We start from the raw sequence: 26,542 nt of genomic DNA on the forward strand, positions 1-26,542 counted from the left end.
TGTCCTCCCCGAAATACTAGTGCGTCAAGCTAGAACCAATTCGGGTTAACGGCGCAACAATGAATTCAAATAGCGTACATGTACACTCTTGCGGACCGCATTTCGAACACAGTGGCCGCCCTGGCCGGCCGGTCCGAAAATGACCATTTGAGCGGCACACTGGGGAAAAAATCAGAAAAAGTCGCTCAAAACGGCACCAAGACCGGCTATTTTGCCGGCATTCGGCCCCATTGTTACATTATGGCAACAATGGGGCTGAAACTTTCCGTTTACGTCAATATTAACGTTACGGAATGCCTATTTTTCGAGCAAAAGAACCTTCGCGAAGCGCTGCAAGCGTCTCGCGAATCCGGCGCTCAGCCGGCGTCGCGCACCCGGGTCAACGCCACCGAAAGCTTCTCCTGCTGATCACGGTATTCCGCGAGTTTTTCGCGCTCGGCCGCGACGATCTCTTCCGGCGCGCTGGCGACGAACCGTTCGTTCGACAGCTTCTTGTGCAGCCGCGCGATTTCCTCGGTCACCTTGGCCAGTTCCTTCTGCAGCCGCGCCGCCTCGGCGGACAGATCGATCAGGCTGCCGAGCGGCAGGCAGATCGTCGCCTCGTTGAGCACGATCTGGGCCGAGCCCTTGGGTGCGGCGTCCTGCAGCGAGATGTCGCCTACCCGCGCCAGCCGCTTGATGGCGGACGCATGGCGTTCCAGCCTCTGGTGAGTCTCGGCGCTGGCGCCGACCACCACCAGCGGCGCGATCGCCGCCGGCGGCACGTTCATTTCAGAGCGCACGGAGCGAATACCGGAGACCAGATCGACCAGCCAATTGATGTCGGCGGCTGCATCGGCGTCCTCGAAGTCGGGCGACGGCCAGGCGGCGTGGCACAGCAGCGTTGCGCGCGTCCTGCCCTCACCTGCCGTCTGCGCCCACAGCTCCTCCGTCATGAACGGCATCATGGGGTGAAGCAGCTTGTAGATCTCGTCGAGCACGAAGGCGACGCAGGCGCGGCTTTCGGCTTTGGCCGCCTCGTCAGTGCCCATGAACACCGGCTTGAGCAGTTCGAGATACCAGTCGCAAAACAGGTTCCAGACGAAGCGGTAGGCAGCCCCTGCCGCCTCGTTGAAGCGGTATGAGGTGATGCCCTCGGTGATCGCGTGCGACGCCCGGGTCAATTCGGTCAGGATCCAGCGGTTGACCGGCAACTTGGCGTCGTTCAGCCAGAAATCATCATTGCGCGCGACCTCGTTCATCTCGGCAAAGCGTGTCGCGTTCCACAGCTTGGTACCGAAATTGCGGTAGCCGGCGATGCGCGCCGGATCGAGCTTCACGTCGCGCCCCTGCGCCGCCATCACCGTCAGCGTGAAGCGCAGTGCGTCAGCACCAAACTCGTCGATGAGGTCGAGCGGATCGATGACGTTGCCTTTCGACTTCGACATCTTCTGCCCGTTCTTGTCGCGCACCAGCGCATGCACATAGACGGTGTGGAACGGCTCCTCGTGCATGAAATGCAGGCCCATCATCATCATCCGGGCGACCCAGAAGAAGATGATGTCGAAACCGGTCACCAGCACGTCGGTCTGGTAATAGGTTTTCAGCTCCGGCGTGTGATCCGGCCAGCCCAGTGTCGAGAACGGCCAAAGCGCCGACGAGAACCAGGTGTCGAGCACGTCCTCGTCGCGGGTCAGGATCTCGCCCGGCTTGAAGGTCTCGAGCTTGTCCTCGACCCAGGCCTTCCATGGACCTTCCAGCGCCAGATAATATTCGATCGCGGCGCCCAGCGCCTCTTCCTCGGTCTTCTCGACGAAGACCCGGCCGTCCGGCCCGTACCAGGCCGGGATCTGGTGACCCCACCATAGCTGGCGTGAAATACACCAGGGCTGAATGTTCTCCATCCAGTCGAAATAGGTCTTTTCCCAGTTCTTCGGCACGAAGTTGGTACGGCCTTCACGCACCGATGCGATCGCCGGCTTGGCCAGCTCGGCGGCGTTTGCATACCACTGCTCGGTCAGAAACGGCTCGATCGGCACGCCGCCGCGGTCGCCATGCGGCACGGCGTGGCGGTGCGGCTCGATCTTGTCGAGGAAGCCGCCGGTCTCCATCAGCTCGACGATTTTCTTGCGCGCGACGAAACGGTCGAGACCGTCGAGCTCGTCCCAGACGGCCTGACGCTCCGGCGTCACGTCGAGCCCGGCGAGAAAATCCTCATTATCCCTGAGCGTTATTGCCGCCTCGATGGTCAGGATGTTGATCGCCGGCAGCTTGTGGCGCTTGCCGACCTCGAAATCGTTGAAGTCGTGCGCCGGCGTGATCTTGACCGCGCCGGAACCCTTTTCCGGGTCGGAATACTCGTCAGCCACAACCGGGATTTTCCGGCCGACGATCGGCAGCACGACATTTTTCCCGACCAGATGCCGGTAGCGCTCGTCGTCCGGGTGCACGGCGACCGCCGTATCGCCAAGCATCGTCTCGGGCCGTGTCGTCGCCACGGTAATGAAGGTCGCCGAATTTTCCGGATCGAAAGTCTCGCCTTCGATCGGATAGCGGAAGTGCCAGAGATTGCCGTTGATCTCCTGGGGCTCGACCTCCAGGTCGGAGATCGCCGTCAACAGCTTCGGGTCCCAGTTCACAAGGCGCTTGTCCTTGTAGATCAGCCCTTCCTTGTAGAGGCTGACGAATACTTCGAGCACGGCCTTGGACAGGCCTTCATCCATGGTAAAACGTTCACGCGACCAGTCGGCCGAGGCGCCGAGCCGCTTCAGCTGGTTGAAGATGGCCCCGCCGGACTCGGCCTTCCACTCCCAGACCTTCTCGATGAACTCCTCGCGGGTGAGATCGCGGCGATGGATCTGTTTCTCCATCAGCTGGCGCTCGACCACCATCTGCGTGGCGATGCCGGCATGGTCCATGCCCGGCTGCCACAGCACGTTCTTGCCGCGCATGCGCTCAAAGCGCACGAGTATATCCTGCAGCGTGTTGTTGAGTGCGTGGCCCATATGCAGCGAGCCGGTGACGTTGGGCGGCGGGATGACGATGGTAAAGGCCTCGGCCCCCTCTTCCGCACCTGCGCCGGCGCGAAATGCGTCCGCCTCTTCCCAGATTTTGGCGATCTTGGGTTCGACGGTCTTGGCGTCGTAGGTCTTTTCAAGCATGGGAAAGTGGTCCGCGCGGTCGGGAGTTTTGCTGACCCGGTGTAAATCGGAAGGTTTTGGCCAAGTCAACCGCGAGGGCTGCCTCAGTCCTTCAACGCAAATAGGCGGGGCCCTGGTATTTCAACGGGAAGGCCATGCCCGCACCTTCATCGTCAGCGATCCCGACGGGAAGCTGATCGCATTCGCGACATCAGCCGGACGCTGGCCTGCAGCGAGAAAGCGCCGCCCGAAGGCGGCGCTTTAATCCGGAACGGGCTGTGGTGATGCCTATTGCGCGCCGCGCGCGACGCGCTCGATTTCTTCGCGTACCAGGCGCTCGACCAGCGTCGGCAGGTTGTTGTCCAGCCAGTCCTGCAGCATCGGCCGCAGCATCTCCTCGGCCATCTCGTCGAAGGTCTTCTTGCTGCGGCTGGCGAAGGCGTCGGAGAGCTCGCCGAAGGCGGCTGCGACCTGCCGTCCCGTATGTTCCGAAACGATCGCCGGACGGGCCGGGGTTGTATCGGCCGGGCGCGCGTGCTCGCTGCGCGAAGGACGAGGCTCGAAAGCCGGCTCGGCAGCGAGATCGTCTTCGAAAGCCTCGACCTCCGCGATTGCTGCCTGCCGATTTTCAGTCTCCGGCTGCCTGATCTCGGGCCGCCGTACTGTGTCAGCCGGTTTTGCCTGATTGCCAACGGCCGCGATTTCGCGGCGCCAATCCGTGACGATCGAGTCGGTGGTTTCCGTCTTTGCCCGCACTGCAGCTTCTGCCTCGACGGCGGGGGCAGGTTCACTGGCTATCCTGGCGCTTACTTCCGCCAATGTCATCGGAGCATGCGCGGGTGGCGCGGCGGTCGTGGCATTTGCCGCAATGGCAGGCTTCACTGGCGACGGCTCGGAGCGCGGCTCCAGCCGCGCAACCACCGGCTCGGCCAGTTGGGCCTGCACCTCGGCCAGCGTCACCGGCTTCTTGCTTTCGGTCGAGCTGTACAATTCGCTGCGGAAGGCCTCGACATCCGAAACAGGCCCGGCGGCCGGCACAAGGTCCTGGCGCAACTCATCGGCGTCGCCCGGCAGCTTGCGGCCGGTGTCGCCGTCTTCGATGATCCTCCTGATGGAAGCCAGTATTTCTTCCATGGAAGGTTCGCGCTGTGCGCTGCTTGCCGTCGCCATCGTCACACCCGCCGCCCCCGCGCATGATCCCGAAAATCGATCTTCGATTTTCGAAGAGGATCAAGCGCAAAATCAAAGTTCTACAGCCTCCTTTGCGCATCCATCGGACGCGTGGCGCTGTAGTGACCCGTTCCTGGATTCCTGTCCGGCAAAGCCGGATACGAATCATGGCGACAGCGTAGCCGACGGATCGCCATCCGAGAATCCCCAATCTCGGAAGACGCCGGATTTCAACAATTTAGGCTACAAAAGACAAACGCCGCGCATCCTTGGGGAAGCGCGGCGCTACGATACTTTCAATCTTGGCGGGATTTGAACCGCTCAGTCGCGATCAACGACCGTCCGGCGTACGCAGCCCGATCCATTTGTCCTTGACGGCTCTGTAGTGCTCTTCAGGCTTGTACTTCACCACATTCAACGCCAGGCGATCGGCCGACAGGCGGCCCATGGCCGACAGGATGGCGTAGCTCGCTACAACCACATCGCGCTCGGAGCTGGCGAGGTCGATCTTTGCCGAGATGACGGCGTTCTGGGCATTCAACACGTCGAGCGTGGTGCGCTGTCCGACATTGCGCTCCTCGATGACGCCGTTGAGCGCCAACTGTGCGGCCGCGATCACCTGCCGATTAGCGTCGACGCTTTCACGCGCTGCGATGTATTGCGTCCATGCCGAGGTCACGGCCTGGCGCACCGAGTCACGGCTGACATCCACCTCGATGCGAGCCTGGCTGAGCGATTCCTTCGACTGACGAACGAGTGCGGAGGTACGGCCGCCCGAATAGATCGGAACGGTCAGCGTCGCGCCGACGGTGGCGGCATTGGAATCGCCGTCCGAATCCCCCGCGCCAGGTACGGTATTTTGATAGACATGGGAAAGGCCGGCACTGGCAGTCAACTGCGGCAGCAACGCACCCTCCTGCGTCTTTACATCAAATCCGGCTGCATCGACGGAATGTAGGGCGGCCAGGATGGCCGGATGCTCGTTCGATGCAATGCCGATCGCCGCCTCGAGACTCCTCGGCAACAGCTTCGCCAACGGCGACGCGGCCTTGAGCTTGCCCGGCTCGTCGCCGACGATCTGATGATAGGTTGCCGCACTGGCCAGAGCCTGCGCACGGGCGGCACTCAACTGCGCCACCGCGGCCGAACGCGACGCGTCGGCCTGCGCCACATCGGTGCGCGTGCCCTCGCCGACCTCGAAGCGCGAGCGCGCCGCGCGCGCTTGCTCGGTCAGAAACTGCAGGTTCTGTTCGGTCAGCACCGCCACCTGGCGGTCGCGAATCACGTCCATATAGGCGCTCGCCGCGTTGAACAGCGTGTTCTCTTCGGTGTTGCGCAGGCCCTCGACCGAGGCCCTCACCTGTGCAGCGGCCGACGCGACCCTGTTCTTGGTCTGGAAGCCGTCGAACAGCGTCTGATCAATCCGAACGCCGAAGCTGCCGGTGGTCAATGCCAGGCTCGCGTTCCTGCCGTTTAGGTGCCTGGAGGTGTAATCGATATCAGCCGAACCAGTGATCACCGGGCGATAGCCCGACTTGGCGATCGCCACGCCCTCATCGGTGACGCGCACGCCGGCACGGGCCGAATTCAGCGAGGAATTGTTCTGGTAGGCCTTGGAAAGCGCGCCGAGAATGGTTTCCGCCGAGGCGGCTATCGGCGAAAGCGCTGTCGCGGAAATGAGGACAGTAACAAACAGACTCTTGGCTAAGGACGGCACTTTATATCCCTCATTCGTTTTGCACGGGAACCACGCCACGCCAGCCCATCCCTAGGGATCGGCCAGCGCCGCGTCGATGTATCGTTCCCCCGCTGACAGCCTCCCGAAACCCCGGTTAACCAATCAGCAACGATTGTTCAATCGCAAGCCAACATGACAGAGTCTTTGCTGCAAGGCAAAATCACTTAGAACTCGAAGGCATGAATGCGTTCAAATCCGGGTAGTGGCTTAATTGCCGCATTAAATGCCCGTCTTCCGGTTACAACCCCCCCTGCATTGAAAAAGAGCCGGGCTACGCCCGCATTGCCCTGCCCTTCCACAGCCACCAGACGGCCGCCTTCGGCAAGCTGGTCAAGCAGCGCCGCAGGCACTTTCTCGACGCTGCCGCCAATGAGAATCACATTGTAGGGCGCCTTGGCGGCATGACCTTGCGGCAGTGGGCCGGTGACCACGGTGACGTTATCGCAGCCCTGCGCCGAAAGCGCCGCTTTGGCTGCTTCCGCCAGTGTGGTATCGCTTTCCAGCGCCACGACGGATTTGGCCAGCCTGGACAGCAGCGCCGCGGAATAACCGGTGCCGCAGCCGACATCGAGCACCGAATCGCCGGCGTCGATCTCGGCCAACTGCAAAAGCTTGGCCAGTGGCGACGGCTCCATGAGGTAGCGCGCACCGCTGCCATCGGCGCCGTCGGAGATGCGGATATCCTCGTCGATATAGGCGAGAGCCTGTTGGCCGGCCCCGACAAAGGCCTCGCGCGGCACGGCAAGCATGGCATCGAGCAATGCTGCGTCGGTCACATCGGTGGTGCGGACCTGGCCGTCGACCATCTTGACGCGAAGTTCGGAGAAATCAGCGCTCATGTCCCAACCAATCCGTCAAAGCCAATGCGCTGAAATGCGCTTGTCGCGCCGACACTGCGGCGCATTCGACCGGAACTCAAGCCCCCGGCATGCGGGAGTTGAAGCGATTGGAGGCCTCGCCCGGAATCGAACCGGGGTGCAAGGATTTGCAGTCCTCTGCGTAACCACTCCGCCACGAGGCCTCATCGCTCCCGGCGAGCGAACTCAATATGGTGGCAGCGAAAGGTCGTCAAGCGTCCGCGCGGCATTCCGGCGCGCTTTCCTCATCAGCCGCCGCAACGTGGTTCCCGAGCGGTTTCAGCGCTTGGCGCACCGGCATATTGGCCGCTCCTCAAGCATGGCTGCGCGACCGGCGAAAATCGAACCCGCGGCTTTATGCAGCGGGTGCAAACTGGCTTCCACCGTAAACGCGCGGCTGACACCAGGGCTGCCGTTCTCAAGGAGATATTCGAGGGAAGGTCTGCGAGGGGCTGGAAGCGAAGCGTCCGCTGAACCGGGACCGCGCGCCATCGCTTTCAATTTGGCCGGCGACGCCGTTCCCACCAGACGACGAACCGGCGCCGCAGGCGGCGCACCGCGGCAAATTCGTAGGAAAGCACCAAAAGGCCGAGCGGAATCATCCAGAAGCCGAGAATCGGCAGGAAACCGAGAAGGCCGAAAAACACCAGCACGATACCGATGGCGATCCTCAGCCCGCGCGAGCGCGGCATGGTGAACTCGCGCCCGAACACCGAGATTTTCCGCGCCGGTGCCTGGTTTTCGTCTGCTGCAGTCATGTCGAAAGTCGATCCGGTTGCCTTCGATAAAGCCATATGCGCTAAAGGCTGCAATCGCCTTTCAGGTTCCGCCGACCAAGGTCCGACGGCGCCCAAGACGGCTCATATGTGGTGTCATCCGGCGATTGCCAGAAACCATTGGGTGAAAATGCGCTAAAAAATGCGAAATGCTTCTTTGCAAAGCCGAAAAGGGTTTGCTATAGGCTGCGCCACTCACATGAGAGCCTCTATTCCCCGGTAGCTCAGTGGTAGAGCAACCGGCTGTTAACCGGTTGGTCGCTGGTTCGAATCCGGCCCGGGGAGCCACCGCCTTTTCTAAGCCGTGGTGCGATCTTGTACACTACAGCGCCATTGTCCGCGCACTTCGGTCCGCTTAGCTTCTGCCAGAACGGCTGGTAACAGCTACGAAGCCGATCGAGGCAGTTTGGTGGGCATCGCGCCCCTGCCCTCGCCCGAAGGCAGCCTGATAACGCCCGGTATCATCTATGAAAATACCAAATCGGGAGGACGTTGGTGCAAACCAAGAAGATCATCAATGACGGCAATCGCGCCGTCGACGAGATGCTGGAAGGCATCCTGGCTGCGCATCCCCGCCATCTCAAAGCCGTTGACGGAAGCCCGCGCTCGATCATCGCCCGCGATGGACCGCGCCAAGGCAAGGTAGGCCTCGTCATTGGTGGCGGCTCGGGCCACGAGCCGAGTTTTCTCGGCTTCGTCGGCAAGGGGCTGGCCGACGCGGCGGCGATCGGCAATGTCTTCGCCTCTCCGCCGCCCGACCCGATCCTCGAATGCGCCAAGGCGGCGAGCGGCGGCGCCGGTGTGCTGTTCATGTACGGCAACTATGCCGGCGACGTCATGAATTTCGACATGGCGGCCGAGATGGCCGCGATGGACGACATCGAGGTGCGCACGGTGCTGAGCACCGACGACGTCGCTTCCGCGCCGGTTGGCGACAGGCACAAGCGGCGCGGTGTCGCAGGGAACTTCTTCATCTTCAAGGCGGCAGGCGCCGCCTGCGACCGCATGTTGTCTTTCGATGAATGCGAACGCATTGCCGGGAAAGCCAACGACCACACCTTTACCATGGGCGTCGCATTGGCGCCCTGTTCGTTGCCGCAAACCCGCCGGCCGAATTTCGAAATCGGACCCGACGAGATGGAGATCGGCATGGGCATCCATGGCGAACCCGGCGTCGCACGCGGAAAACTCAAAACGGCCGACGAGATCACTGACGAAATGCTGGACAGGATTCTCGCCGAGATGCCGCCGGCACGCGGCGAGAAGGTCGCCGTGCTGGTCAATTCGCTGGGTTCGACACCGCTGATGGAACTCTACATCATGAACCGGCGCGTGAAGCAGCGGCTTGACGATATCGGTGTATCCATTCACGCAAGCTGGGTCGGCAATTACTGCACCTCGCTCGAAATGGCCGGCGCTTCGATCACGCTGCACCACCTCGACGACGAGTTGCAAACGATGCTCGACCACCCTTGCGACTGCGCCATGTTTCGCGCCGGGTAAACTGGGGACGGCAAGGAACAACAGATGACGACAATCGACACCACCCGCCTTGCCGCGATGTTCGCGGCCATCGCCGACGCTATGTCAGCCGACCGGGATCGGTTGTGCGCGCTTGACGGGGTGATCGGCGATGCCGACCACGGCATTGCGATGGAGCTTGGATTTTCCGCGGCACGCGATGCGGTGGCCGCATTGGATACCGGCACCACCGATCCGACCATCTTGCTGAACACGGCGGCGAAGTCGTTCCTCAACGCCGTCGGCGCCTCCTCGGGCCCGCTCTATGCCACGGCATTCATGCGCGGCGCGGCCGCCGTCAAGGGCAAGGCGACGCTCGACGACGCCGACGCGGTCGCTATGTTCCAAGCGATGGCCAGAGGCATTCAGGATCGCGGCAAGGCCGAGCCTGGCGAAAAGACGATGATCGATGCGTGGGCGCCGGCCGCGACGGCTGCGGGCGAGGCACTGGCCGCCGGCAAGGGGCTGGCCGGCAGCCTCGCGGCTGCAGCCGAGGCGGCAAAGGCCGGCGCGGAGGCGACCAAGGCGATGATCGCCACCAAGGGCCGGGCCTCCCGCCTCGGCGAACGCTCGCTTGGCCATATGGATCCAGGCGCGGCGTCCGCCGTAACCGTCATCGAGGCGATGCGGATCGCCTTGACCGGCTAGGTCGGGAGCGGATCCTCAGCGCTTCGCGTCGAGCTTGTCGACAGCCTGCACGTTGGCGGCAGAGGGACCGTTCGGATCGAACTCCGAGGCCAGCCAGGCGTCGGCGATCGATTTGGCCAGTTCGGGGCCGATGACGCGCGCACCCATGGTGATGATCTGGGCATTGTTGGATTTCGCAGCGCGTTCCGCCGAATAGGTGTCGTGGGTTAGCGCGGCACGGATTCCGGGCACCTTGTTGGCCGAGATGCTGACGCCGATGCCGGTGCCGCAAAACAGGATGGCGCGGTCGTAATTGCCGTCGACAATTTCGTGGCCGACCGCAGCGGCAATATCGGCGTAGAATCCGGCCTGGCTGAGATCGACGACCTGCAGTTCTGGCTTGGTGGCGAGATGCTTGGCGATGACATCGAGCAGCGGCTTGCCGGCGCTGTCGGCTCCGAGTGCGATCTTCATGGCAATTAACTCCTTCGTTTTCGTGGTCAGCGCGCGATGGCGGCCGACGCCTTTTTGAGAATGTCGATATAGCCTTCCGCTTGCCATGCCGAGCGGCCGATGAACAGCCCATCGATATGCGGCTGGCCGATCAGTTCGGCCGCGTTGCCGGGATTGACGCTGCCGCCGTAGAGCACAAGCGGGGCGGTCGGCAACCGGGTTGCTGCGACCTGCTTGATCAGCGCCTGCTGCTTGTCGGCATAGTCGGCGCTGGCCGGAATGCCTTTCTCGCCGATCGCCCACACCGGTTCATAGGCAAAGAGTATCTCTGCCGACAACTCATTGTTTGCGAGACCCTGCAGCGCGCCCAAAACCTGCGCGGTCAGGATTTCGTCGGCGCGGCCGCCCTCGCGCTCGGCCAGCGTCTCGCCGACACAAATCAAGGGTACGAAGCCGTGCTTGACTGCCGCTGCGGTTTTCAGTCCCACGATCTTGTCCGTCTCGCCAAAATGCTCACGGCGCTCGCTATGGCCGAGTTCGATCAGGTCGAGCCCACAATCCCTCAGCATCACCGGCGAAATCTCGCCCGTCCAGGCACCGGCATCGGCCCAATGCATGTTCTGGGCGCCGACCTTGACGCGGGTGTTGGCGAGCGCCGCCTTGACCTGCCGCACCGCGGTGAAGGGGGGAATGACGAAAGGCTGTATCGCCGGATCGAAGCCCGGCACGAACGCCGCCAATGCCTCGGCGAACTGCAGCGCCTCCGCCAGCGTCTTGTTCATCTTCCAGCTCGTGCCGACCCAATATGGGGCCATTCTTCTCTCCTTCGATCCGAAATTCGAATGATGCGTGTTTCCGGGTCTGCGCCGCCTTCGGGCCGGCGGTTTGCCTCAAGCGCGAGGCTTGAGACTTTCGCGGCCGCTGTCGATGTAAGGCGCCCAGAAATCCACCGACTCACGGATCATTGCAATAACCTGATGATCGACCGGTTCCCTCTCCCGGAAGGAAAGTTCAAGGCAGATTTCATTGTCGGTTCCGCCACCCGCCCGCACGGCGTCGAGCAGCTTCTGCGGGATGATGCGGCCATCCTTGTTGTAGGCGGCGGTGAACGGCCAGTGCCCGCCCTTGTTCATCGACGATTGCTTGATGTGGATGATCGGCGATTGCAACGGGAACGCTTTCGCCCAGGCATAGGGATCAGTGTCGTCAGGATTGGGCGAGGTCACGTCGCCATGGTCGATGTCGACCATCATCTGCATCGGGATCGGCAGCTTGGCCGCATCGATGGCGCCCTGCAATTCGACGCAGCTTTCGATCGTGTGGCCAAACTCGCGGCCGACCGACATCGGTTCCCAGAAAAGGTAGGTCAGGCCCGCCGCCTTGGCGTGCTCGGCCACTTCGCGCCAGCATTCGAGCGCGATGTCGAGAAGCGCCGCGCGCCGCTGCGGATCGTCAAAATCCTTATAGGTGAATATGGCGAACTGCGTGCCCATGCCCGACGCGCCGAGTTCGGCGGAGATGTCGGCGAAGGTCTTGAACCAATCGACATAATAGCGGCGCACATCCGCGTCCGGATGGCCGAAATGATTGAGCCGGCCATAGGGACCGGTCATACCCGAAGTGATCCGCACGCCGGTCCGCGCCAGGGCGCTGTTGAACAGGCGAACGAACTTGGCGATCGTTGCCGCCGGCCAGCCCGGATTGACGAATTCATGCGTCAGTTGCACGTCGCGGATGCCGATGCCATAGGCAATAGCGTCGATCAGATCGTCGGGATCGGCGAAGCGATTGACCAGCGGGTTGGTGTTCAGCGAAAGCGTGAAGGCCATCAGTTCACCGCCGCCATTGTCTTTGTGCACCAGTCTTCGAATGTTTTCCGCTCGGCCGCATTGATATGCAGCCCGTGTTTGGTCCGGCGTTCGAGAACGTCGGCGGCGGTCATCGCCCATTCGGTCTCGAACAGGAAGACAGCTTCGAGCTCATAGAAATCCGGGCCGAAACGACGGCCGAGATCGGCTTCGCCTTTTACGCCTTTCAGCAAGGCGCGCGTGCGCGTGCCGTAGCTGCGGGCATAGTGCTTCACCAGCGACGGGCTAAGCCACGAAAACTCGGCGTGCAGATCGCCCAGGAACTGCTCGAAATCCGCGTTGGGCAGGTCGCCTCCCGGCAGGGGAATTTTGGCTGTCCAGGCCTTCTTCATGGTCGGAAAGAAGGGCTGGATCTTTTCCAGCGCATGTTCGGACAGTTTGCGGAAGGTGGTGATCTTGCCGCCGAACACAGAAAGCAGCGGCGCGCCACCGTTCGGGGCGTCGAGTTCGAAGATGTAGTCGCGCGTCACCGCGCTCGGGTTGTCGGCATTGTCGTCATAGAGCGGCCGCACGCCCGAGAAACTGTAGACCACGTCCTGCGCGGTGAGTTGGCGCTTGAAGTAGCGGTTGACCACCTTGATCAGATAATCGATTTCGCTGGCTTCGGCCGCCACTAGCTCAGGCCTGCCTTCATAGGGTATGTCGGTGGTGCCGATCAGCGCCAGATCGTTCTCATACGGATTGACGAAAATCACCCGCTTGTCGTTGTTCTGGATCAGATAGGCCTGCCGTCCCTCCCAGAATTTTGGCACGACGATATGGCTTCCTTTTACCAGGCGAACGTTGCGGGTGGAATTCTGTCCGGCGACGCGGCTGACGATGTCATTCACCCATGGCCCGGCCGCGTTGACCAACCCGCGTGCGCGGACCCTCGTCACAGCGCCCGTGCGGCCGTCCTGCATGTCGATCGACCACAGGCCGTCTTCGCGCCAGGCAGCAATACAGGCAGTGCGAGTGAAGACTTTTGCGCCGCGCTGACTGGCATCGAGCGCATTGAGCAGCACCAGCCTGGCGTCATCGACCCAGCAGTCGGAATATTCGAAGCCACGCTTGAATTCGTCCCTGATCGGCGCCCCTTCCGGCGCCGTTCTCAGGTTCAGTGTCCTCGTTCCCGGCAGCCGCTTGCGGCCGCCAAGATGGTCGTAGAGAAACAGCCCGAGCCGCACCAGCCATGCCGGCCGGTCCTCGGGGCTGTGCGGCAGCACGAAACGCATTGGCCAGATGATGTGCGGCGCCGCCTCAAGCAGCACCTCGCGCTCGATCAGCGCTTCGCGCACCAGCCGGAACTCGTAATATTCGAGATAGCGCAGGCCGCCATGCACCAGCTTGCCGGAACGCGAGCTGGTGCCTTGCGCCAGATCGTCCTTCTCGCACAGGATGACCGACAGCCCGCGACCCGCGGCATCGCGCGCTATGCCGGCGCCGTTGACGCCACCGCCGATCACGAAGAGATCGACAATATCCGTTGTATCGCTCAAGACTTAGCTCCTGTGCGGTGCGCCATCGATTTCCACACCGGATGCAGCGCCTGACGCGCCGCGACAAAAGACGGAAACAGCGCATCGTAGGTTTGCGAAAGCGCCTCGTCATAGGCGTCGCATTCGCCCAGAAGCGGCGTCACCCATTCGGCGCAGCAATCATCCATCGAGCGATAAAAGCCGAGCCCGACCGCGGCCATCATCGCCGCACCCGCGGCACCTGCTTCTTGGCGGCTGCTGGTTCTGACCTGCGCGCGGGTTGCCGCGGCGATAATACGGCGCAGCGACGGACTGCGCGCCGCGCCGCCAGACAGGCGGATCTCGCTGGGCATGCTGCCCATGGCCTGGTAGCAATCGCGGGCCGCGAAGGCCAATCCCTCGAGAACGGCGCGCGCCAGATCGCCAAAACCGTGCTTGACCGAGAGGCCGATGAAGCCCGCGCGTGCGTCGGGGTCAACGAACGGTCCGCGTTCGCCGGCGAGCGAGATATAGGGCTGATAGACCAGCGATCCCGGCTCCGATCCTTCGACCCAGACATCGAGCGCTTTCAGCAGCTCGTCGCGCGAAGGTTTTGCGCCGCTGGCGGTCAGCACGTCGCGCGCCAGGCCAAGCAGCCAGTCGATGTTGAGCGTCGCCGCCATATTGGATTGCAGCTGCGCATAGGCGCCCGGAACCGGCATGGCGATCGTGTAGCCGGAGGCATTGTCGTTGAGGACGACATCATCAGGAGTGCGCGCTAGGCGTGTGTGGATGCCGGTCGAGCCGATGACCGTGCAGCCGACATTGCCGCTTGGATCATAGAGGCCGGCGCCGAGCGCGGTGCTGACCATGTCGACGTAGCCCAGCACCACCGGCGTGCCCGCAAGCAGGCCGGTCTCGCCTGCTGCCGACGCAGAAAGCGGATGATGGTCGGTCGTGCCTTCGAGCATGGGGGGCAGCAGGCGGCGGTGCGACGTCAGATCCAGAATGTCGAGCACCTCGTCGGAATAGCTGCGCGCGCGGAAATCGCCGAAGGTGAATGTTCCCTCCGAAGGATCGGTGGCGCGCTCGCCGGTCATCTTGAAATAGAGCCAGTCCTTGCAGTGAAAGGCAGTGGCGGCGCGCTCCAGGATTTCCGGGCTGTTTTTCTTCAGCCAGCTGAGCTGAGCGCCCTGCTGGCAGGCGTTGAGCCCGGTGCCGGTGATCTCGAACCGCGTGCGATCCCGGGGATCGCCGCGCATCTCGTCCACCAGATGTCCGGCGCGCGCATCGAGCCAGAGCCACGCGCGCCCGACCGGCATGCCGTCGCCATCGATCAGCCAGGTGCCGTCGCCCTGCCCGGTGACCGCGACGGCCGCGGTTCGCCGCGCGAGGTCTGGAATTTTCGTCGCCAGATCGAGAACGGTCAGCACCATGTCGCGCCAGGTCTGATTAAGGTCCTGTTCGGCGCCGCCGCCTTCCAGCGTGACGAAGCTGTTGGTCACCGATGCCATGGCGAGCTGCCGCCCCGATAGATCGAAAGCGACCGATTTGATCACGGACGTTCCCGCGTCGATCCCGATCAGCAGGTCTTTCATGCCGCAAGTTCCGGATGGTTATGAAGGCAAGTCACAAGGAGCAGTCTTTGTTGTCTCGAAGCCATGGAAGAGCCAGGGAGTGTCCGCGAAGGACACCCCCTGAGCAGGTTTTTATTCCGACAGCACGAAGGGTGCGGTGTACTTGTCCACATTGTCCTTGGTGATGAGCAGGCAATCGAACAGTTGCTTCTCGCTGGTGGCGCCGGTAGCGCCCGTCTTGATGAACGAGTCGGCCTGCTGCACGGCCTTGGCCGAGAAGATGGCCACCGGCTGAAGCACGGTGTACTGCAGTTCGCCGGACTTGATGGCCGCAACCGCATCCGGGGAGCCGTCAAAGCCGCCGACCTTGATGCCGGCGAGCTTGCCGGCTTCCTTCAGCGCCGCAACCGCGCCAAGCGCCATTTCGTCGTTGCCGCTGATCACCGCGATGATGTCGGGATTGGCCTGCAGCATGCTCTGCATCTTGTCGTGTCCCTGGGTACGATCCCAGTTGGCGACCTGCGAAGCGGCCTTTTCGAGATCCGGATACTGGCTCAGCACAGTCGCGTAGCCGTTCGAGCGCGTGGCGGCGTTGTTGTCCGAGGGGGCGCCGAGCAGTTCGACATACTTGCCCTTTTCACCGACCGCCTGCACCCACTGCTGGGCGCCGAGAGCCGCACCCTGGGCGTTGTTGGAGACGAGCTGTCCCTTGGCAAGACCTTCCTGGTTGATCTCGGCATTGACGAGGAAAACCGGGATGTTGGCGGCAATCGCCTTCTTCACCGCGCCGACCGAACCATCGGCATTGGCCGGGTCGAGGATGATCGCCACCGACTTGTTGGTGATGGCGGTGTCGATCAGATTGCTTTCGGTATTGGTGTCGCCCTTGTGGGCGGCGACGTTGGCTGTATAGCCAAGCTTTTCGGCTTCGGCCTTGGCGACGTTGCCTTCGGTCAGCCAGTAGGGGTTGGCCGGATCGTTGACGATGATCGAGATCAGGCCCGCGGCCGATGCGGCTGCGCTAAACCCGACCACCATCGCGGCGGCAAGCAAACTTCTAAGCACGATTTTCATGTACATTCCTCCAATGATTTTACGCGGTCTTGCTGCCAGTCAGCTGGCAGTCTTCCCTTGGGCAGGATTGGCCGGTTCGGCCTTCCCCCGTTTCTGAGAAGTCGGTTGGCCGCCCGTCGAAGCTGGAAGCTTGCTACGGCGGCGATACTGAACGGCATTGAGGAGCACGGCGAGCACGATGACGGCGCCGGTGAACACTGTCTGCCAGTAGGATGAGATGCCGATGATCACCAGACCATCGGATAGGAAGCCGATGACGAAGGCTCCGAGCAAGGTGCCGCGAATGTTGCCGCGCCCGCCGGTGAGTGCGGCGCCGCCGATGACCACGGCGGCGATGGCCGTCAGTTCGTAGGTGGTGCCGGCGGTCGGCCCGGCCGAGGTCAGCTGCGAGGACAGGATCAGGCCGGCAATGGCGGCGCAGATGCCCGACAGCACATAGACCGAAATCTGCACGGTCTTGACCGGAACGCCGGAGAGTTCGGCGGCGCGCTCATTGCCGCCCGAGGCGTAGAGCCAGCGTCCAAAGGCGGTGCGGTTCAGGACGATGCTGCCGATCAGCGCGATAACCGCCAGCACCACCACGCCGGTCGGCACGCCGAACAGGCGGTTGAAGCCGAGAGCATCGAAACCGGTGTTGCCCAACTCCGGCTTGCCGCCGAGATTGTTGTAGGTCAGGCCGCTGGTCATCAGCAGTGCCAGGCCGCGCGCCATGTACATGACGCCGAGCGTGGCGACGAAGGCCGGAACCTTGAACCGCGCGATCAGCACGCCGTTGATAAGCCCGACGGCCGCACCCAGCATGCAGGCCAGCACCGCGACCATCCAGACCGGCGGGTAGAGAACGACGCCCAGCCAGGTCAGCGTCACGCCCTGCATCAGAAACCCAGCGACGACGCCGGCAAGCCCGAGCGTCGACCCCACCGACAGGTCGATGCCGCCATTGAGGATGACCAGCAGCATGCCGACGGCGAGAATCCCGAAGATGGCGACATGCGAGGCCATGGTCAGGAAATTCGCCACCGAGAGGTAATAGGGCGACAGGATCGAAAACACGACGATGATGACGATCAGGGCAAAGAAGGCCCGGCCTTCGAGCAGCAGCTTGGCCACGTCGAAGCCCTCGCCGCCCGCATTGGGGCTGGACTGTTTGCTGGCCTGGCTGACATCGCTCATGGGTCGGGGCTCCGAAATTCTATGGTCAGGCGACCACGGCTTCGCCGGAGGCGGCCATGATCTGCTCTTTGGTGGCGTTGGCGCCGAATTCGGCTGAAATCTTGCCGCGCCGCATCACGACGATGCGATGGGCGATGCTGAGGCACTCATTGACCTCCGAAGTCGAGAAGACGACCGCCAAGCCTTGCGCGGCGCGCTCGCTGAGCAAGCGAAAGACTTCGGCCTTGGCGCCGACATCGATGCCGCGGCTCGGCTCGTCGAGAAGGATGACCTTGGGATCTGTCGTCAGCATCTTGCCGATGACGACCTTCTGCTGGTTGCCGCCCGACAGCGATCCGATCATGGCGTTGCCGCCCGCGGTCTTGATGGTCACCTTGCGGATCGAATCGTCGATCAGTGCGCGTTCCCTCGGCCGGGAGAGGAACAGGCCTTTCGCGAACGCCTCGATGCTGGCAAGCGACAGATTGCGGCCGACGGTCATGGTCTGAACCAGGCCATCGCGCTGGCGATCCTCGGGGACCAGAACCAGACCTCGGGCGATGCGCTGGGCAATGGTCAGCCCCGAAACGTCCTCACCCTCCAGCAGCGCCCGCCCGCCCGCCATGGGCACACGGCCGGCGACGGCCTCCAGCAATTCCGTGCGGCCCGCGCCCATCAGCCCATAGATGCAGACGATCTCGCCCGCTTTGACATCCAGCGACAGATGATCGACGACGTAGCCTGAACCCGAAGCGTCGGTGACGCTGACATCCTCGATCGAAAGCGCCACCGCGCCGAACTCGTGGCCGGTCGGCGGCGAGCCGAGATCGAAATTCTCGCCCACCATGTTGCGGACGATCCATTCGAGGTCGATGTCCTTGGCCTCGGCCGTTGCCGTGATCGCCCCGTCACGCAGCACGACGGCGTAGTCGGTGATCTGCAGCGCCTCTTCGAGGTGATGCGAGATGTAGACGATGGAGACACCGCGGCTGGTCAGATCGCGGATCACCTTGAACAGCACCTCCACCTCGGTCGCACTGAGTGCGGAGGTCGGCTCGTCCATGATCAGGATGCGGGAATCGACCGACAGCGCGCGTGCGATCTCGACGATCTGTTGCTGCCCCAGGCGCAGGTCCTCGACCAGGGTCATCGGATCGATGTCTTCTTCGAGGTCGGCCATCAGCGCCCGCGCCTGGCGCGCCTCCTCGGCGAAGTCGAGGCCGGTTCTGGTGCGCAGTTCGCGGCCCATGAAGATGTTGTCGCGAACGCTCAGATTCGGCGCCAGGCTGAGCTCCTGGTGGATGATCGAAATGCCGCGATCGCGCGCGTCCGAAGACGAGGCAAAGCTGACGAGATTGCCGTCGAGCACGATGTCGCCGGATGTCGGCGTCACCACGCCGGACAGGATCTTCATCAGCGTCGATTTGCCGGCGCCATTCTCTCCGAACAGGGTGGTGACCTTGCCGCGATGGATGTCGAAGTTGACGCCCTTGAGCGCGTGGACGCCGCCATACGACATGACGACATTGCGCGCCGAAAGCACGGCATCGCCAGTCGCGGGTTCTGTGCCGGCAGTCATTGTCATTTGACGTCCAGCCTCACCGGTGTGACCAGCCAGCTCTTCGGATTGACCAGCTTGAAGACGCCGACCACCGCTATTGTCTTGCCGGTCAAGGCACTGGTATCGACTTTCGCCAGCACCTCCTTCTTCATCTCGTTGTTCAGCGCCGAGCCGGCGTCCTGATACTCGATCTGGTTGGTGAACTGACCAAAGGTGATCTTGCCGGTGGCGTCGCGAAGCTCGGTTCCGTTGATCGCCGGCCCAGTCTGTACGCGGACGGTCAACGTGTCCGGCAAACCGTCGACGGCGACCTTGTAGATGCCCGATTTTCCCTCGCCGACGACGCCGGTGAACTTGACCGAGATGACCGGTCCGACTCCCGCCGGCACGCCATATTCCTTTTCGGCCGTCGCCCTGTCCTTGGCGATCGCCGCCGCCACCGTCGCGGCGTCGGCGGCACGCGCTTCGACATCGGCCTGCACCTTGGGAAATTCAGACTTGCCGTAGTCGGCGGCCGAAAACACCGCGTTGCGAACATCGCCGGCAGAGCCGATCTTGATCACCTTGGTGTCGAGCGCCATGGCGCCGAGCAGAACCACAACCGCAGCGCCGGCAAGCACCCGGCGCAGGTCGGGCGAAGCTTGCCGGGCGGTGGCCTTCGCGCTCATGATGCAACCACCAGCGGTGCGGATTGTCCGTTGTCACGCATTCGAAGTTCCTCCGTTCACGCAGCGCTTCGCGGTCCCGGCTGCATCGTCGAGCTCGACCAGCGCGCGGGCCGTGCATTCGTCGGTGATCAGGCCGCTGAGATAACGGCTTTCGAGTACTGCCTTGATGGCGCGCACCTTCACCTTGCCGCCGGCGACGGCAACGATCCTGCGGCCCTTCAACTGATCGCGCGGAAGCGCCAGTATTCTTTCCGACAGCGCCGTTTCGACCGGACGCCCCTTGTCGTCGAAGAAATGCGCCAGCAATTCACCAACGCCGCCGTCACGCTTGACCTCGTCGATTTCGGAAGGCTCGATCATGCCGGTGGCGACCAGCGACGCCTCCCGCTCGGCCGTGCCTATTCCGACGAACATCAGGTCGGACCGGCTGGCGAGAGCGAACACATCGCTGATGCCGCGCTGGCCAAGCAGCACTTCGCGGTCCTCGGCGGTATTGGCGACAAAAGGCACCGGCATGACGAAAGCCTGCGCGCCGGTCCGCTCTGCCAGGCGATGCATGACGTCGTGCGGGTTGGCGGCGAATTTGCGCGTCACGCCGCCAAGCAGCGAGACGAAACGGATGTGAGCAGCAGTTGCGCGCGTCAGATATTCGACGCTGGCGGCAAGCGTGCGGCCATGGCCGACGCCGATCAGCATGTCTTCGCCGCGATCGATTTCGCGCTTCAGGAACTGGGCGCCGGCAATGCCCAGCCCCTTGAGCGGCAGTTCGTCCTGATCGAGATCGGGAACCACCTCGCAATAGTGGAGCCCATAGGCGGCGATCAGGCGCTGTTCCAGGTCGACGCATTCGGCGACGTCACCGTCGATGAAGACCCTGACCAGACCTTCCTGGTTGGCCTTGGTGATCAGCCTATGCGCCTTGAGGCTGGTCAGGCCAAGCCGCTTGGCCACCTGGGCCTGGGTCAGACCACCGGCATAGTGCAGCCAGGCCGCGCGCGTGGCGAGGCTGGATTCATGGTCGCGGTTTGCGCTTCCGCCGGAATTCAAGCCATCCCCTCCCCAGGGTGATAATATTATCTTTGTGTGCAAAAATTTTCATACCTTTGCACCGCTGTCAATCCCTCCGCAGATGGTTGCCTCAGCCGACGTTCGGCAGCCAACGCGAGCCTATTAGAAGGTAAGCATACAATATGACCATACGGTAGTGTTAATTTAACGTCAATTTGTGTTACCGTATCCAGTGACGGCATGAGCCCGTAGGCGCCGGCAAATCCCAATCCGGGTGCAAAATGGGAAGGTTGATGCACAGGGCGCAACAAGGGCAAATCGATCGGATTGCCTCAGGAAAAGCTAGGCGTCGGCGATCAAGCGATCAGTCCAGCCGCATCAGGTTCCTGCCTTCGAGCTCGACAACAGCGGCTTCGACCTCCCGCGTGAGGCGCTCGGTGCTCCACCCCAACGCCCGCCCCGCGATCGCGGCAATCTCCTGCAGGTCGCGGCTCGTCAGCGAGCCGCCTATCGCCAACGTGCTGCGGCGCATAACGACATCGGCCAGATGTTCGACGAACTCGTTGCGCGCGATGTAGTCGATTTCCGCCTTGCCGTAGCCGCCGGAGTCCGGCAGGCAACCCTCATCATCCGACCCGTGCCTGGCGATCTCAACGGCTCTGGTCCCGTAGCGCGACAGCAATTGATCAAGGCGCCCTTCCCCGGCGCCCGTTGCCTGCTGTGCCTCAGCCAGCCAGTCCGCGCGCGCGGCGGCATTGGCCGGAAAATCCCGCCCACCGCCGATCGGCATCGACTGAGTCGACATCTTGCGGCTGCGCTGCAAGCGCTTGAGTACGGTATCAGTGACTTCCTCGGCAAAGCCGCGGAACGTCGTCCATTTGCCGCCGACCAGCGAAATGACTGCAAAGGGCCTGTTGCCGTCCGGCTCGGCAACGGGCGCCGAATGATCGCGGCTGATCAGTCCGGGCGTCGCTGCTTCAGACGTCGGCAGCGGCCGGATGCCGCTATAGGCGTAGACGATCTGGTCGCGCTCGAACGCCATGCCCGGCAGCAGCGTTCGCACGCTGTCGAGCAGATAGTCGACTTCTTCGGGTTCGCAGCGGACCGCGTCCGGATTGTCGGCCTTGATGTCGGTCGAGCCGACCAGCGCCAGGCCGAGATAGTCGTAGACCAGGCAGATGCGGCCGTCATCGGCCTCGAAATAGAGCATGCGCCCGGCGAGGCTTTTGACCAGTTCGTCATGCCTTAACAGGATATGCGAGCCCTTGGTGCCGCCGATCATCTTCGATGGAGCACCAAGCAGCGCGTTGACGTCGTCGATCCACGGACCGGCGGCGTTCACCACCAGCTTCGGCCGCACCGAAAAGGCCGCGCCGTTTTCCGGCTGGAATGTGAGCACGCCATTGGCTGAAGCCGCCAGTGTCGTGTAGTTGGCACCGGCAGACGCCGCGTGAGCCTGCAAGCCGTCGAGGATCAGTTCCAGCACCAGCCTTTCCGGGTGACTTATCTTGGCGTCGTAGTAGGTGCCGGTGGCGACGATCGCCGGATTGAGCGCCGGCATCTCAACAAGCGCCTGCCGCCGCCCGACCATGCGGTGGCGCGGCATGACCTGGTTTCGTGAACCGTAGAAATCGTAGATCATCAAGCCGATCTTGATCAGTATGGCGCCGCGGCTGCGCGGCGCGCTGGTCGAGCCGAACAGCGTTCGCAACGCCGCGAGCATGCCCTTGCTCCACGAGAAGATCGGGATGACGGTCGGCAGCGGGCTGACATAGTGCGGCGCGTTTTGAAGAAGCAGATTGCGTTCGAGCGTCGACTGCGCCACCAGCCCGAACTCGCCGGTCTCGAGATATTTCAACCCACCGTGGATGAGCCTCGACGGCGCGGCACTGGTGCCCGAGCCGAAATCCGCCTTTTCGACGATCAGGCAGCTGACACCTTGCGCGCACAGATCGCGAAACAGCCCAGCCCCGTTGATGCCGGCGCCAAGAATGACGACGTCGACTTCGCCGGTCCCGGCCATCGCGGCGAGACGCCCGGCGGGATTGTCCGCCCCGGCTCCATCTGCTGGGTTCATGGCGCCTTCGTCTTGACGATGCGCAACTTCACCCCCGCCCGTTCGAGGCTCTGCGCCTGCGCATCGCCCAGGCCCTCGGTCACCAGCACGGCGTCGAAACTGGTCAGATCGTCGAAGACATGCAGCGCGATCCGGTCGAATTTTGCGTGGTCGACCAAAAGGATGCGCTTCACGGAGGCGGTCATCATCGCCTGCTTGACCCGCACGACATTCGGATCCTGGATGAAAGCCGTGGTTCCGGTGACGGCCGAAGCCGAACAGATCAGCACATTGGCGCGCAACTGCGCCACGGCGTTCTCGCAGACGATGCCGATATAGGCATTGTAGGTGCCGTGATACTGGCCGCCGAGGCAGATGAAATCGATATCGTCGACATTGATCAATTGGCCCGCCGTCGAGACGCTGTTGGAAATGACGGTCAGCGGCTTGACGTCGAGCAGCAGCGTCGCGACCGCGTTTGCCGTCGATGAATCGTCCAGCATCACCACCTGGCCGGCCTCGATATAATCCAGTGCCGCCCGCGCCAGTGCATCCTTCTCGGCTCGATTGACGGTCACCCGGTAGCGGAAAGCGCTCTCGTAGAGGCCGGAAGGCTGGACCGTCACCGCACCGTGCAGCTTGCGCAGCACGCCCTGCTGCGCCAGCCGGTCGATATGCCGGTGGATGGTCATGCGCGACACGCCGAAATGCTCGACCAGATCATCGATGCGCACCTGGCCGAGCTTGATCACATAATCGGCGATCTCTTCGCGTCGTTCGTCGGCCTTGATCATGCGTTTACCCCCGCCAGCCTTTCGATATCAGGCCAATGCCACTTCAACTGCTCGGCTATGCGGCAGTAGAGCGAAAACCGCTCATTGAACACAGCACTGGAGGCGGGCACGGTTTGGTACGTCCGCGCCGTCATGCCGATCTGCCTTGCACCCTCTTGCGGCGTCTTGAACAAGCCGACCGCGGCACCTGCGCAAAGTGCTGCGCCCAAAGCCGCGGTCTCATCCGTCGATGTGACAGTGACGGGGGCGTTCAGCACGTCGGCAAACATCTGCACGAAAGCAGGATTGCGCGAACCGCCGCCAGTCAGGCGGATCTCGCTGACAGCAAAGCCGTCACGCAAAGCTTCGACATGGGTGCGGTGATTGAAGACTATGCCTTCCAGAACCGCCTTCAACATGTCGCCGCGATTGTGCCAGCCATGCAGGCCGACAAAGCTGCCGCTGGCCAAATCGCCATAGGGAGAGCCGAACAGATAGGGATGAAACAGGATGGTCGAAGGCTTCTTCAACGCCGCGTCGATCTCTCCCGCCAGCAATTCGTGGATGGAACCGCCATCCGTCCTGTCCTGCTCCGCGCGGCAAAACGTGTCGAGAAACCAGTCGTAGTTCGCGGTCGAGGCCGGCGAGATCGACATGTTGTTCCAACGGCCCGCATCGATGGCGTTGCGGCAGAACCAACGTCGGTCGACGCGCGGTTGCGAAGAGACGACTTCGTTGATGGAATACGTGCCGGCCACGATGGCGAGCACGCCCTCCTCATGGCCGCCCATGCCAAGCGCCGAGGCGGCCACGTCGTGCAGGCCGCAGGCGACCGGTGTTCCCTTGGGAAGGCCGGTCTTTTCGGCGGCATCGGCGGTGACTTGACCGGCGACGTCAGCCGAATGCCCCACCGGCGGCAGCGCGTCGAACAGATCCTCCAACCCGAAGATGCGCAGCGCTTCAGGCGCATAGGCTTGCGTGCGAAAATCCGTGAATGAGGTGCTTGCCTCCGTGCGGTCGGTCCCGATCGTGCCGCTCAGGCAAAAGCGCAGCCAGTCCTTGCAGGCCAGCACATGGCCGATGCGGCCATAGCGATCAGGATCGTTCTGCTTGAGCCATGCCAGCAGCGCCGACGGTGCCGAAACATGCGGCGTCTGGCCTGTCGTCGCCAGCGCATCGGTGGAAACGGTAGCGGCGGACCACCTGTCGACAATGTCGCCGGCGCGGCTGTCGAGCGACAGGATGCCTGGTCCCAAAGGCTGACGATCATGATCGAGCAGATAGAGACCATCGCCATGCGCGGTCGCCGCCACCGCCTTGATGTCTTCCGCCGGCCTGCCGGAGAGCGCGATCGCCTCCTTGATGGCGTCGGCGGTTGCTTGCCACAGGCCTGACATGTCGCGCTCCACCCAGCGCGCGTGGGGCATCGATTGCGGCACCCGGCGACGCGCCACGGACAATTGCGTGCCGTCGGCATCGAAGATGACCGCCTTGGTGACCGTGAGGCCGTTATCGATTCCGAGCAGGCTGGGCATGATCACCGCCTCTTTCAGCAACTGGCGATTGCTACAGGGCGATCCTGCAGTCTGATGCAAGGGCGAAACACATGGCGACAACCCCGATTGCGCAAGGGGGACAAACGGCAAAAGCACCTCGCCGCAACAAAGAACTCATATCTTTATGTGAATTTAACGTCAACATACGCGACAAAAAGGCTTCGGCGCCAGGGAGCCACGGATGGATCTCGCGGTTGCCGGAGCGACGCGTTGTCAGCGGCTAAGGCCGTCGCGGATGGCGCTGAAATAGCGGTCGGTTCCGACCTGCCCGCCCTTGAGCGCCACCTCCAGCCCATCGATCGCCTCAATACGAGAGTGAGCGACGCAAAGCGGCGAGCCCGGCGACGCCGGCAACGGCATCCGCACGGTCAGCGCATCGACACCCATCTGGCCGAGCGCGTGGCTCGACGTATCGCCGCCGGCAACGACCACGCGCTGCAACTTCTGCTCGATGGTCAGCGCGCGAAGCAGTTCGCCGAGGCCCCGCCCGAGCTTGTGGCGGGCGCCTTCCTGGCGGTCGATTTCGTCCCCCCTATCGGCCGCGGGTCCAAGGGCCGTGTAGAGAACGACGCTGCGCCCGGCTTCCAGACTGGCGCGACCGGCTGCCTTCGCGCGTGCGATCGCATCTCCGGAAGCTTCGGAGATCAGTTCGACGGGATCGACCTCGATGCCGTCGAAGCCGTCAGTCAAAGCGTGACGGATCTGTCGTTCGGTCGTCGGCGAACAACTGCCCGAGACGACCGCGATCCGGTCGGCGGCACCTGGCGGCGAAAATTCTGGTTCAGCTCTGACTGTCCCGTTCGACACCCATTCGGCCAGCAGCGCATATTCGATCCCCGACGAGCCGACGACGAACGAACCGCCCGGCTTGCGGGCGCGCCATATCTCCTTGCCGGCAAGCGCCTGCGTCTCGCGGCTGTCGACATCGACAAGTACGATGTCGGTGCCCTCTGCGAGCAAGCGGTCGAAGGCCTCCGAGCGCGCCACCGACTGCAACGTCGCGAGGTCGACCAGCCCCGATGTGAGCTCCGTCTGCCGCGACAGATGGATCAGCAGGTCGGATTCATCCATCGGCGTCGTCGGGTGGCGGCTCATCACCGGATGGCGGTCGATGCGGAAATACTTTTCACGATAGGCCGCGAACAAATGACCGAAGGCCGTGTAACGCTTGAGCTGCGGCGCCCCGACCAGCAGCGGCACGCTGTCCTGCGCGAAGACCGAGCGGCCGATCTCGATCGCGCGACCGATGCTGCCGATGGTCGGGCTGGAATCGAAGGTGGAGCACACCTTGTAGTGACAGATCGCGGCATTCAGCGTCTTCAGCCAAGCGAAGGCATCGCTCAGATGCGTGTTCATCCATTGCGGCGTCTCGCTGCGGCTGGTGCCGGCCAGGCCAATGGCGCGGCAATGGCTGAACTGCTCAACCATGGCCGCGTCCGGCTGGCGCATGAACAGCACGGTCGGCACGCCGCCGAGTTCGAGCGCTTCCATGACGTCGGTCGAACCGGTGAGGTCATCGCCATAATAGCTGAGAAGCAGATCTTGCATCGCT

At 62.9% G+C, this 26,542-nt stretch carries 23 protein-coding genes and 2 tRNA genes; 5 read left to right on the forward strand and 20 right to left on the reverse strand.

Annotated features, from left to right (window positions below; genetic code table 11):
• The first annotated feature begins 78 nt into the window (after window positions 1-78).
• Window positions 79-408 (forward strand): hypothetical protein, encoded by a 330-nt coding sequence (locus NKI64_RS16245; protein WP_352668744.1) that lies wholly within the window; start codon window positions 79-81, stop codon window positions 406-408.
• On the opposite strand, the gene NKI64_RS16250 is transcribed toward NKI64_RS16245, so the two are convergent.
• Both NKI64_RS16250 and NKI64_RS16255 read right to left on the reverse strand, forming a co-directional pair.
• Window positions 357-3,140, reverse strand: coding sequence for a valine--tRNA ligase (locus NKI64_RS16250; RefSeq protein WP_352668745.1), 2,784 nt, complete (start codon window positions 3,138-3,140; stop codon window positions 357-359). The genes NKI64_RS16245 and NKI64_RS16250 overlap by 52 nt on opposite strands.
• Before the next feature lie 267 nt (window positions 3,141-3,407).
• Complete coding sequence (locus tag NKI64_RS16255) at window positions 3,408-4,289, reverse strand: PopZ family protein (protein ID WP_352668746.1); 882 nt, start codon at window positions 4,287-4,289, stop codon at window positions 3,408-3,410.
• On the opposite strand from NKI64_RS16255, the gene NKI64_RS16260 reads away from it, so the two are divergent.
• Window positions 4,231-4,605: a hypothetical protein gene (locus NKI64_RS16260; protein ID WP_352668978.1), complete on the forward strand. Its 375-nt coding sequence runs from the start codon at window positions 4,231-4,233 to the stop codon at window positions 4,603-4,605. The two genes, NKI64_RS16255 and NKI64_RS16260, sit on opposite strands and share 59 nt — an antisense overlap.
• 15 nt (window positions 4,606-4,620) lie before the next feature.
• On the opposite strand, the gene NKI64_RS16265 is transcribed toward NKI64_RS16260, so the two are convergent.
• From NKI64_RS16265 to NKI64_RS16280, 4 genes are all read right to left on the reverse strand, one after another.
• Window positions 4,621-6,006, reverse strand: a complete 1,386-nt coding sequence (locus NKI64_RS16265) for a TolC family outer membrane protein (RefSeq protein WP_023691095.1) — start codon at window positions 6,004-6,006, stop codon at window positions 4,621-4,623.
• A gap of 185 nt (window positions 6,007-6,191) precedes the next feature.
• Window positions 6,192-6,866 (reverse strand): protein-L-isoaspartate O-methyltransferase family protein, encoded by a 675-nt coding sequence (locus NKI64_RS16270; RefSeq protein ID WP_023667707.1) that lies wholly within the window; start codon window positions 6,864-6,866, stop codon window positions 6,192-6,194.
• A 108-nt stretch (window positions 6,867-6,974) separates the two neighbouring features.
• Window positions 6,975-7,048, reverse strand: a tRNA-Cys gene (locus tag NKI64_RS16275).
• A 333-nt stretch (window positions 7,049-7,381) separates the two neighbouring features.
• A complete protein-coding gene (locus NKI64_RS16280) occupies window positions 7,382-7,642 on the reverse strand; it encodes a PGPGW domain-containing protein (RefSeq protein ID WP_027050334.1) in 261 nt (86 codons plus the stop codon).
• Window positions 7,643-7,873: 231 nt separating this feature from the next.
• Between NKI64_RS16280 and NKI64_RS16285 the strand changes: the two genes are divergently transcribed.
• From NKI64_RS16285 to dhaL, 3 genes are all read left to right on the forward strand, one after another.
• A tRNA-Asn gene (locus NKI64_RS16285) sits at window positions 7,874-7,948 on the forward strand.
• 207 nt (window positions 7,949-8,155) lie between these two features.
• Window positions 8,156-9,163, forward strand: coding sequence for a dihydroxyacetone kinase subunit DhaK (locus NKI64_RS16290; protein WP_023753374.1), 1,008 nt, complete (start codon window positions 8,156-8,158; stop codon window positions 9,161-9,163).
• Between the two features lie 24 nt (window positions 9,164-9,187).
• Entirely contained in the window at window positions 9,188-9,829 is a 642-nt protein-coding gene (dhaL, locus tag NKI64_RS16295; RefSeq protein WP_023706016.1) for a dihydroxyacetone kinase subunit DhaL, read from the forward strand.
• Between the two features lie 15 nt (window positions 9,830-9,844).
• On the opposite strand, the gene derI is transcribed toward dhaL, so the two are convergent.
• The 14 genes from derI to NKI64_RS16365 form a co-directional block, all read right to left on the reverse strand.
• Window positions 9,845-10,282 (reverse strand): D-erythrulose-4-phosphate isomerase, encoded by a 438-nt coding sequence (gene derI / locus NKI64_RS16300; protein ID WP_023672592.1) that lies wholly within the window; start codon window positions 10,280-10,282, stop codon window positions 9,845-9,847.
• A gap of 26 nt (window positions 10,283-10,308) precedes the next feature.
• Entirely contained in the window at window positions 10,309-11,076 is a 768-nt protein-coding gene (locus NKI64_RS16305; RefSeq protein ID WP_023701685.1) for a triose-phosphate isomerase, read from the reverse strand.
• 75 nt (window positions 11,077-11,151) lie between these two features.
• Complete coding sequence (locus tag NKI64_RS16310) at window positions 11,152-12,090, reverse strand: sugar phosphate isomerase/epimerase family protein (protein ID WP_023710712.1); 939 nt, start codon at window positions 12,088-12,090, stop codon at window positions 11,152-11,154.
• Window positions 12,090-13,607, reverse strand: a complete 1,518-nt coding sequence (locus NKI64_RS16315) for a glycerol-3-phosphate dehydrogenase (RefSeq protein WP_023672595.1) — start codon at window positions 13,605-13,607, stop codon at window positions 12,090-12,092. The genes NKI64_RS16310 and NKI64_RS16315 overlap by 1 nt, the downstream gene beginning before the upstream one ends.
• Complete coding sequence (locus NKI64_RS16320; RefSeq protein ID WP_023672596.1) at window positions 13,604-15,163, reverse strand: FGGY-family carbohydrate kinase; 1,560 nt, start codon at window positions 15,161-15,163, stop codon at window positions 13,604-13,606. Before NKI64_RS16320 ends, NKI64_RS16315 begins: the two co-directional genes overlap by 4 nt.
• 111 nt (window positions 15,164-15,274) lie before the next feature.
• Window positions 15,275-16,216: a D-ribose ABC transporter substrate-binding protein gene (locus NKI64_RS16325; RefSeq protein WP_081726801.1), complete on the reverse strand. Its 942-nt coding sequence runs from the start codon at window positions 16,214-16,216 to the stop codon at window positions 15,275-15,277.
• A 39-nt stretch (window positions 16,217-16,255) separates the two neighbouring features.
• Entirely contained in the window at window positions 16,256-17,389 is a 1,134-nt protein-coding gene (locus NKI64_RS16330) for an ABC transporter permease (RefSeq protein ID WP_023672598.1), read from the reverse strand.
• A 25-nt stretch (window positions 17,390-17,414) separates the two neighbouring features.
• Window positions 17,415-18,953 (reverse strand): sugar ABC transporter ATP-binding protein, encoded by a 1,539-nt coding sequence (locus tag NKI64_RS16335; RefSeq protein ID WP_023741518.1) that lies wholly within the window; start codon window positions 18,951-18,953, stop codon window positions 17,415-17,417.
• Window positions 18,950-19,597 (reverse strand): DUF2291 family protein, encoded by a 648-nt coding sequence (locus NKI64_RS16340; protein ID WP_502901380.1) that lies wholly within the window; start codon window positions 19,595-19,597, stop codon window positions 18,950-18,952. The genes NKI64_RS16335 and NKI64_RS16340 overlap by 4 nt, the downstream gene beginning before the upstream one ends.
• Before the next feature lie 33 nt (window positions 19,598-19,630).
• Entirely contained in the window at window positions 19,631-20,644 is a 1,014-nt protein-coding gene (locus NKI64_RS16345; protein ID WP_023672601.1) for a sugar-binding transcriptional regulator, read from the reverse strand.
• 325 nt (window positions 20,645-20,969) lie between these two features.
• A complete protein-coding gene (locus NKI64_RS16350) occupies window positions 20,970-22,682 on the reverse strand; it encodes a glycerol-3-phosphate dehydrogenase/oxidase (protein WP_023815456.1) in 1,713 nt (570 codons plus the stop codon).
• The gene (locus NKI64_RS16355) at window positions 22,679-23,455 is read right to left on the reverse strand and encodes a DeoR/GlpR family DNA-binding transcription regulator (RefSeq protein ID WP_031194761.1); all 777 of its coding nucleotides are present in this window, start codon (window positions 23,453-23,455) and stop codon (window positions 22,679-22,681) included. Before NKI64_RS16355 ends, NKI64_RS16350 begins: the two co-directional genes overlap by 4 nt.
• Entirely contained in the window at window positions 23,452-24,969 is a 1,518-nt protein-coding gene (locus NKI64_RS16360; protein WP_352668751.1) for an FGGY-family carbohydrate kinase, read from the reverse strand. Before NKI64_RS16360 ends, NKI64_RS16355 begins: the two co-directional genes overlap by 4 nt.
• Window positions 24,970-25,203: 234 nt before the next feature.
• The gene (locus NKI64_RS16365; RefSeq protein WP_352668752.1) at window positions 25,204-26,538 is read right to left on the reverse strand and encodes a four-carbon acid sugar kinase family protein; all 1,335 of its coding nucleotides are present in this window, start codon (window positions 26,536-26,538) and stop codon (window positions 25,204-25,206) included.
• Between the last annotated feature and the right edge of the window lie 4 nt (window positions 26,539-26,542).

This window comes from Mesorhizobium sp. M0478, from assembly GCF_040321305.1.
Lineage (GTDB): Bacteria > Pseudomonadota > Alphaproteobacteria > Rhizobiales > Rhizobiaceae > Mesorhizobium.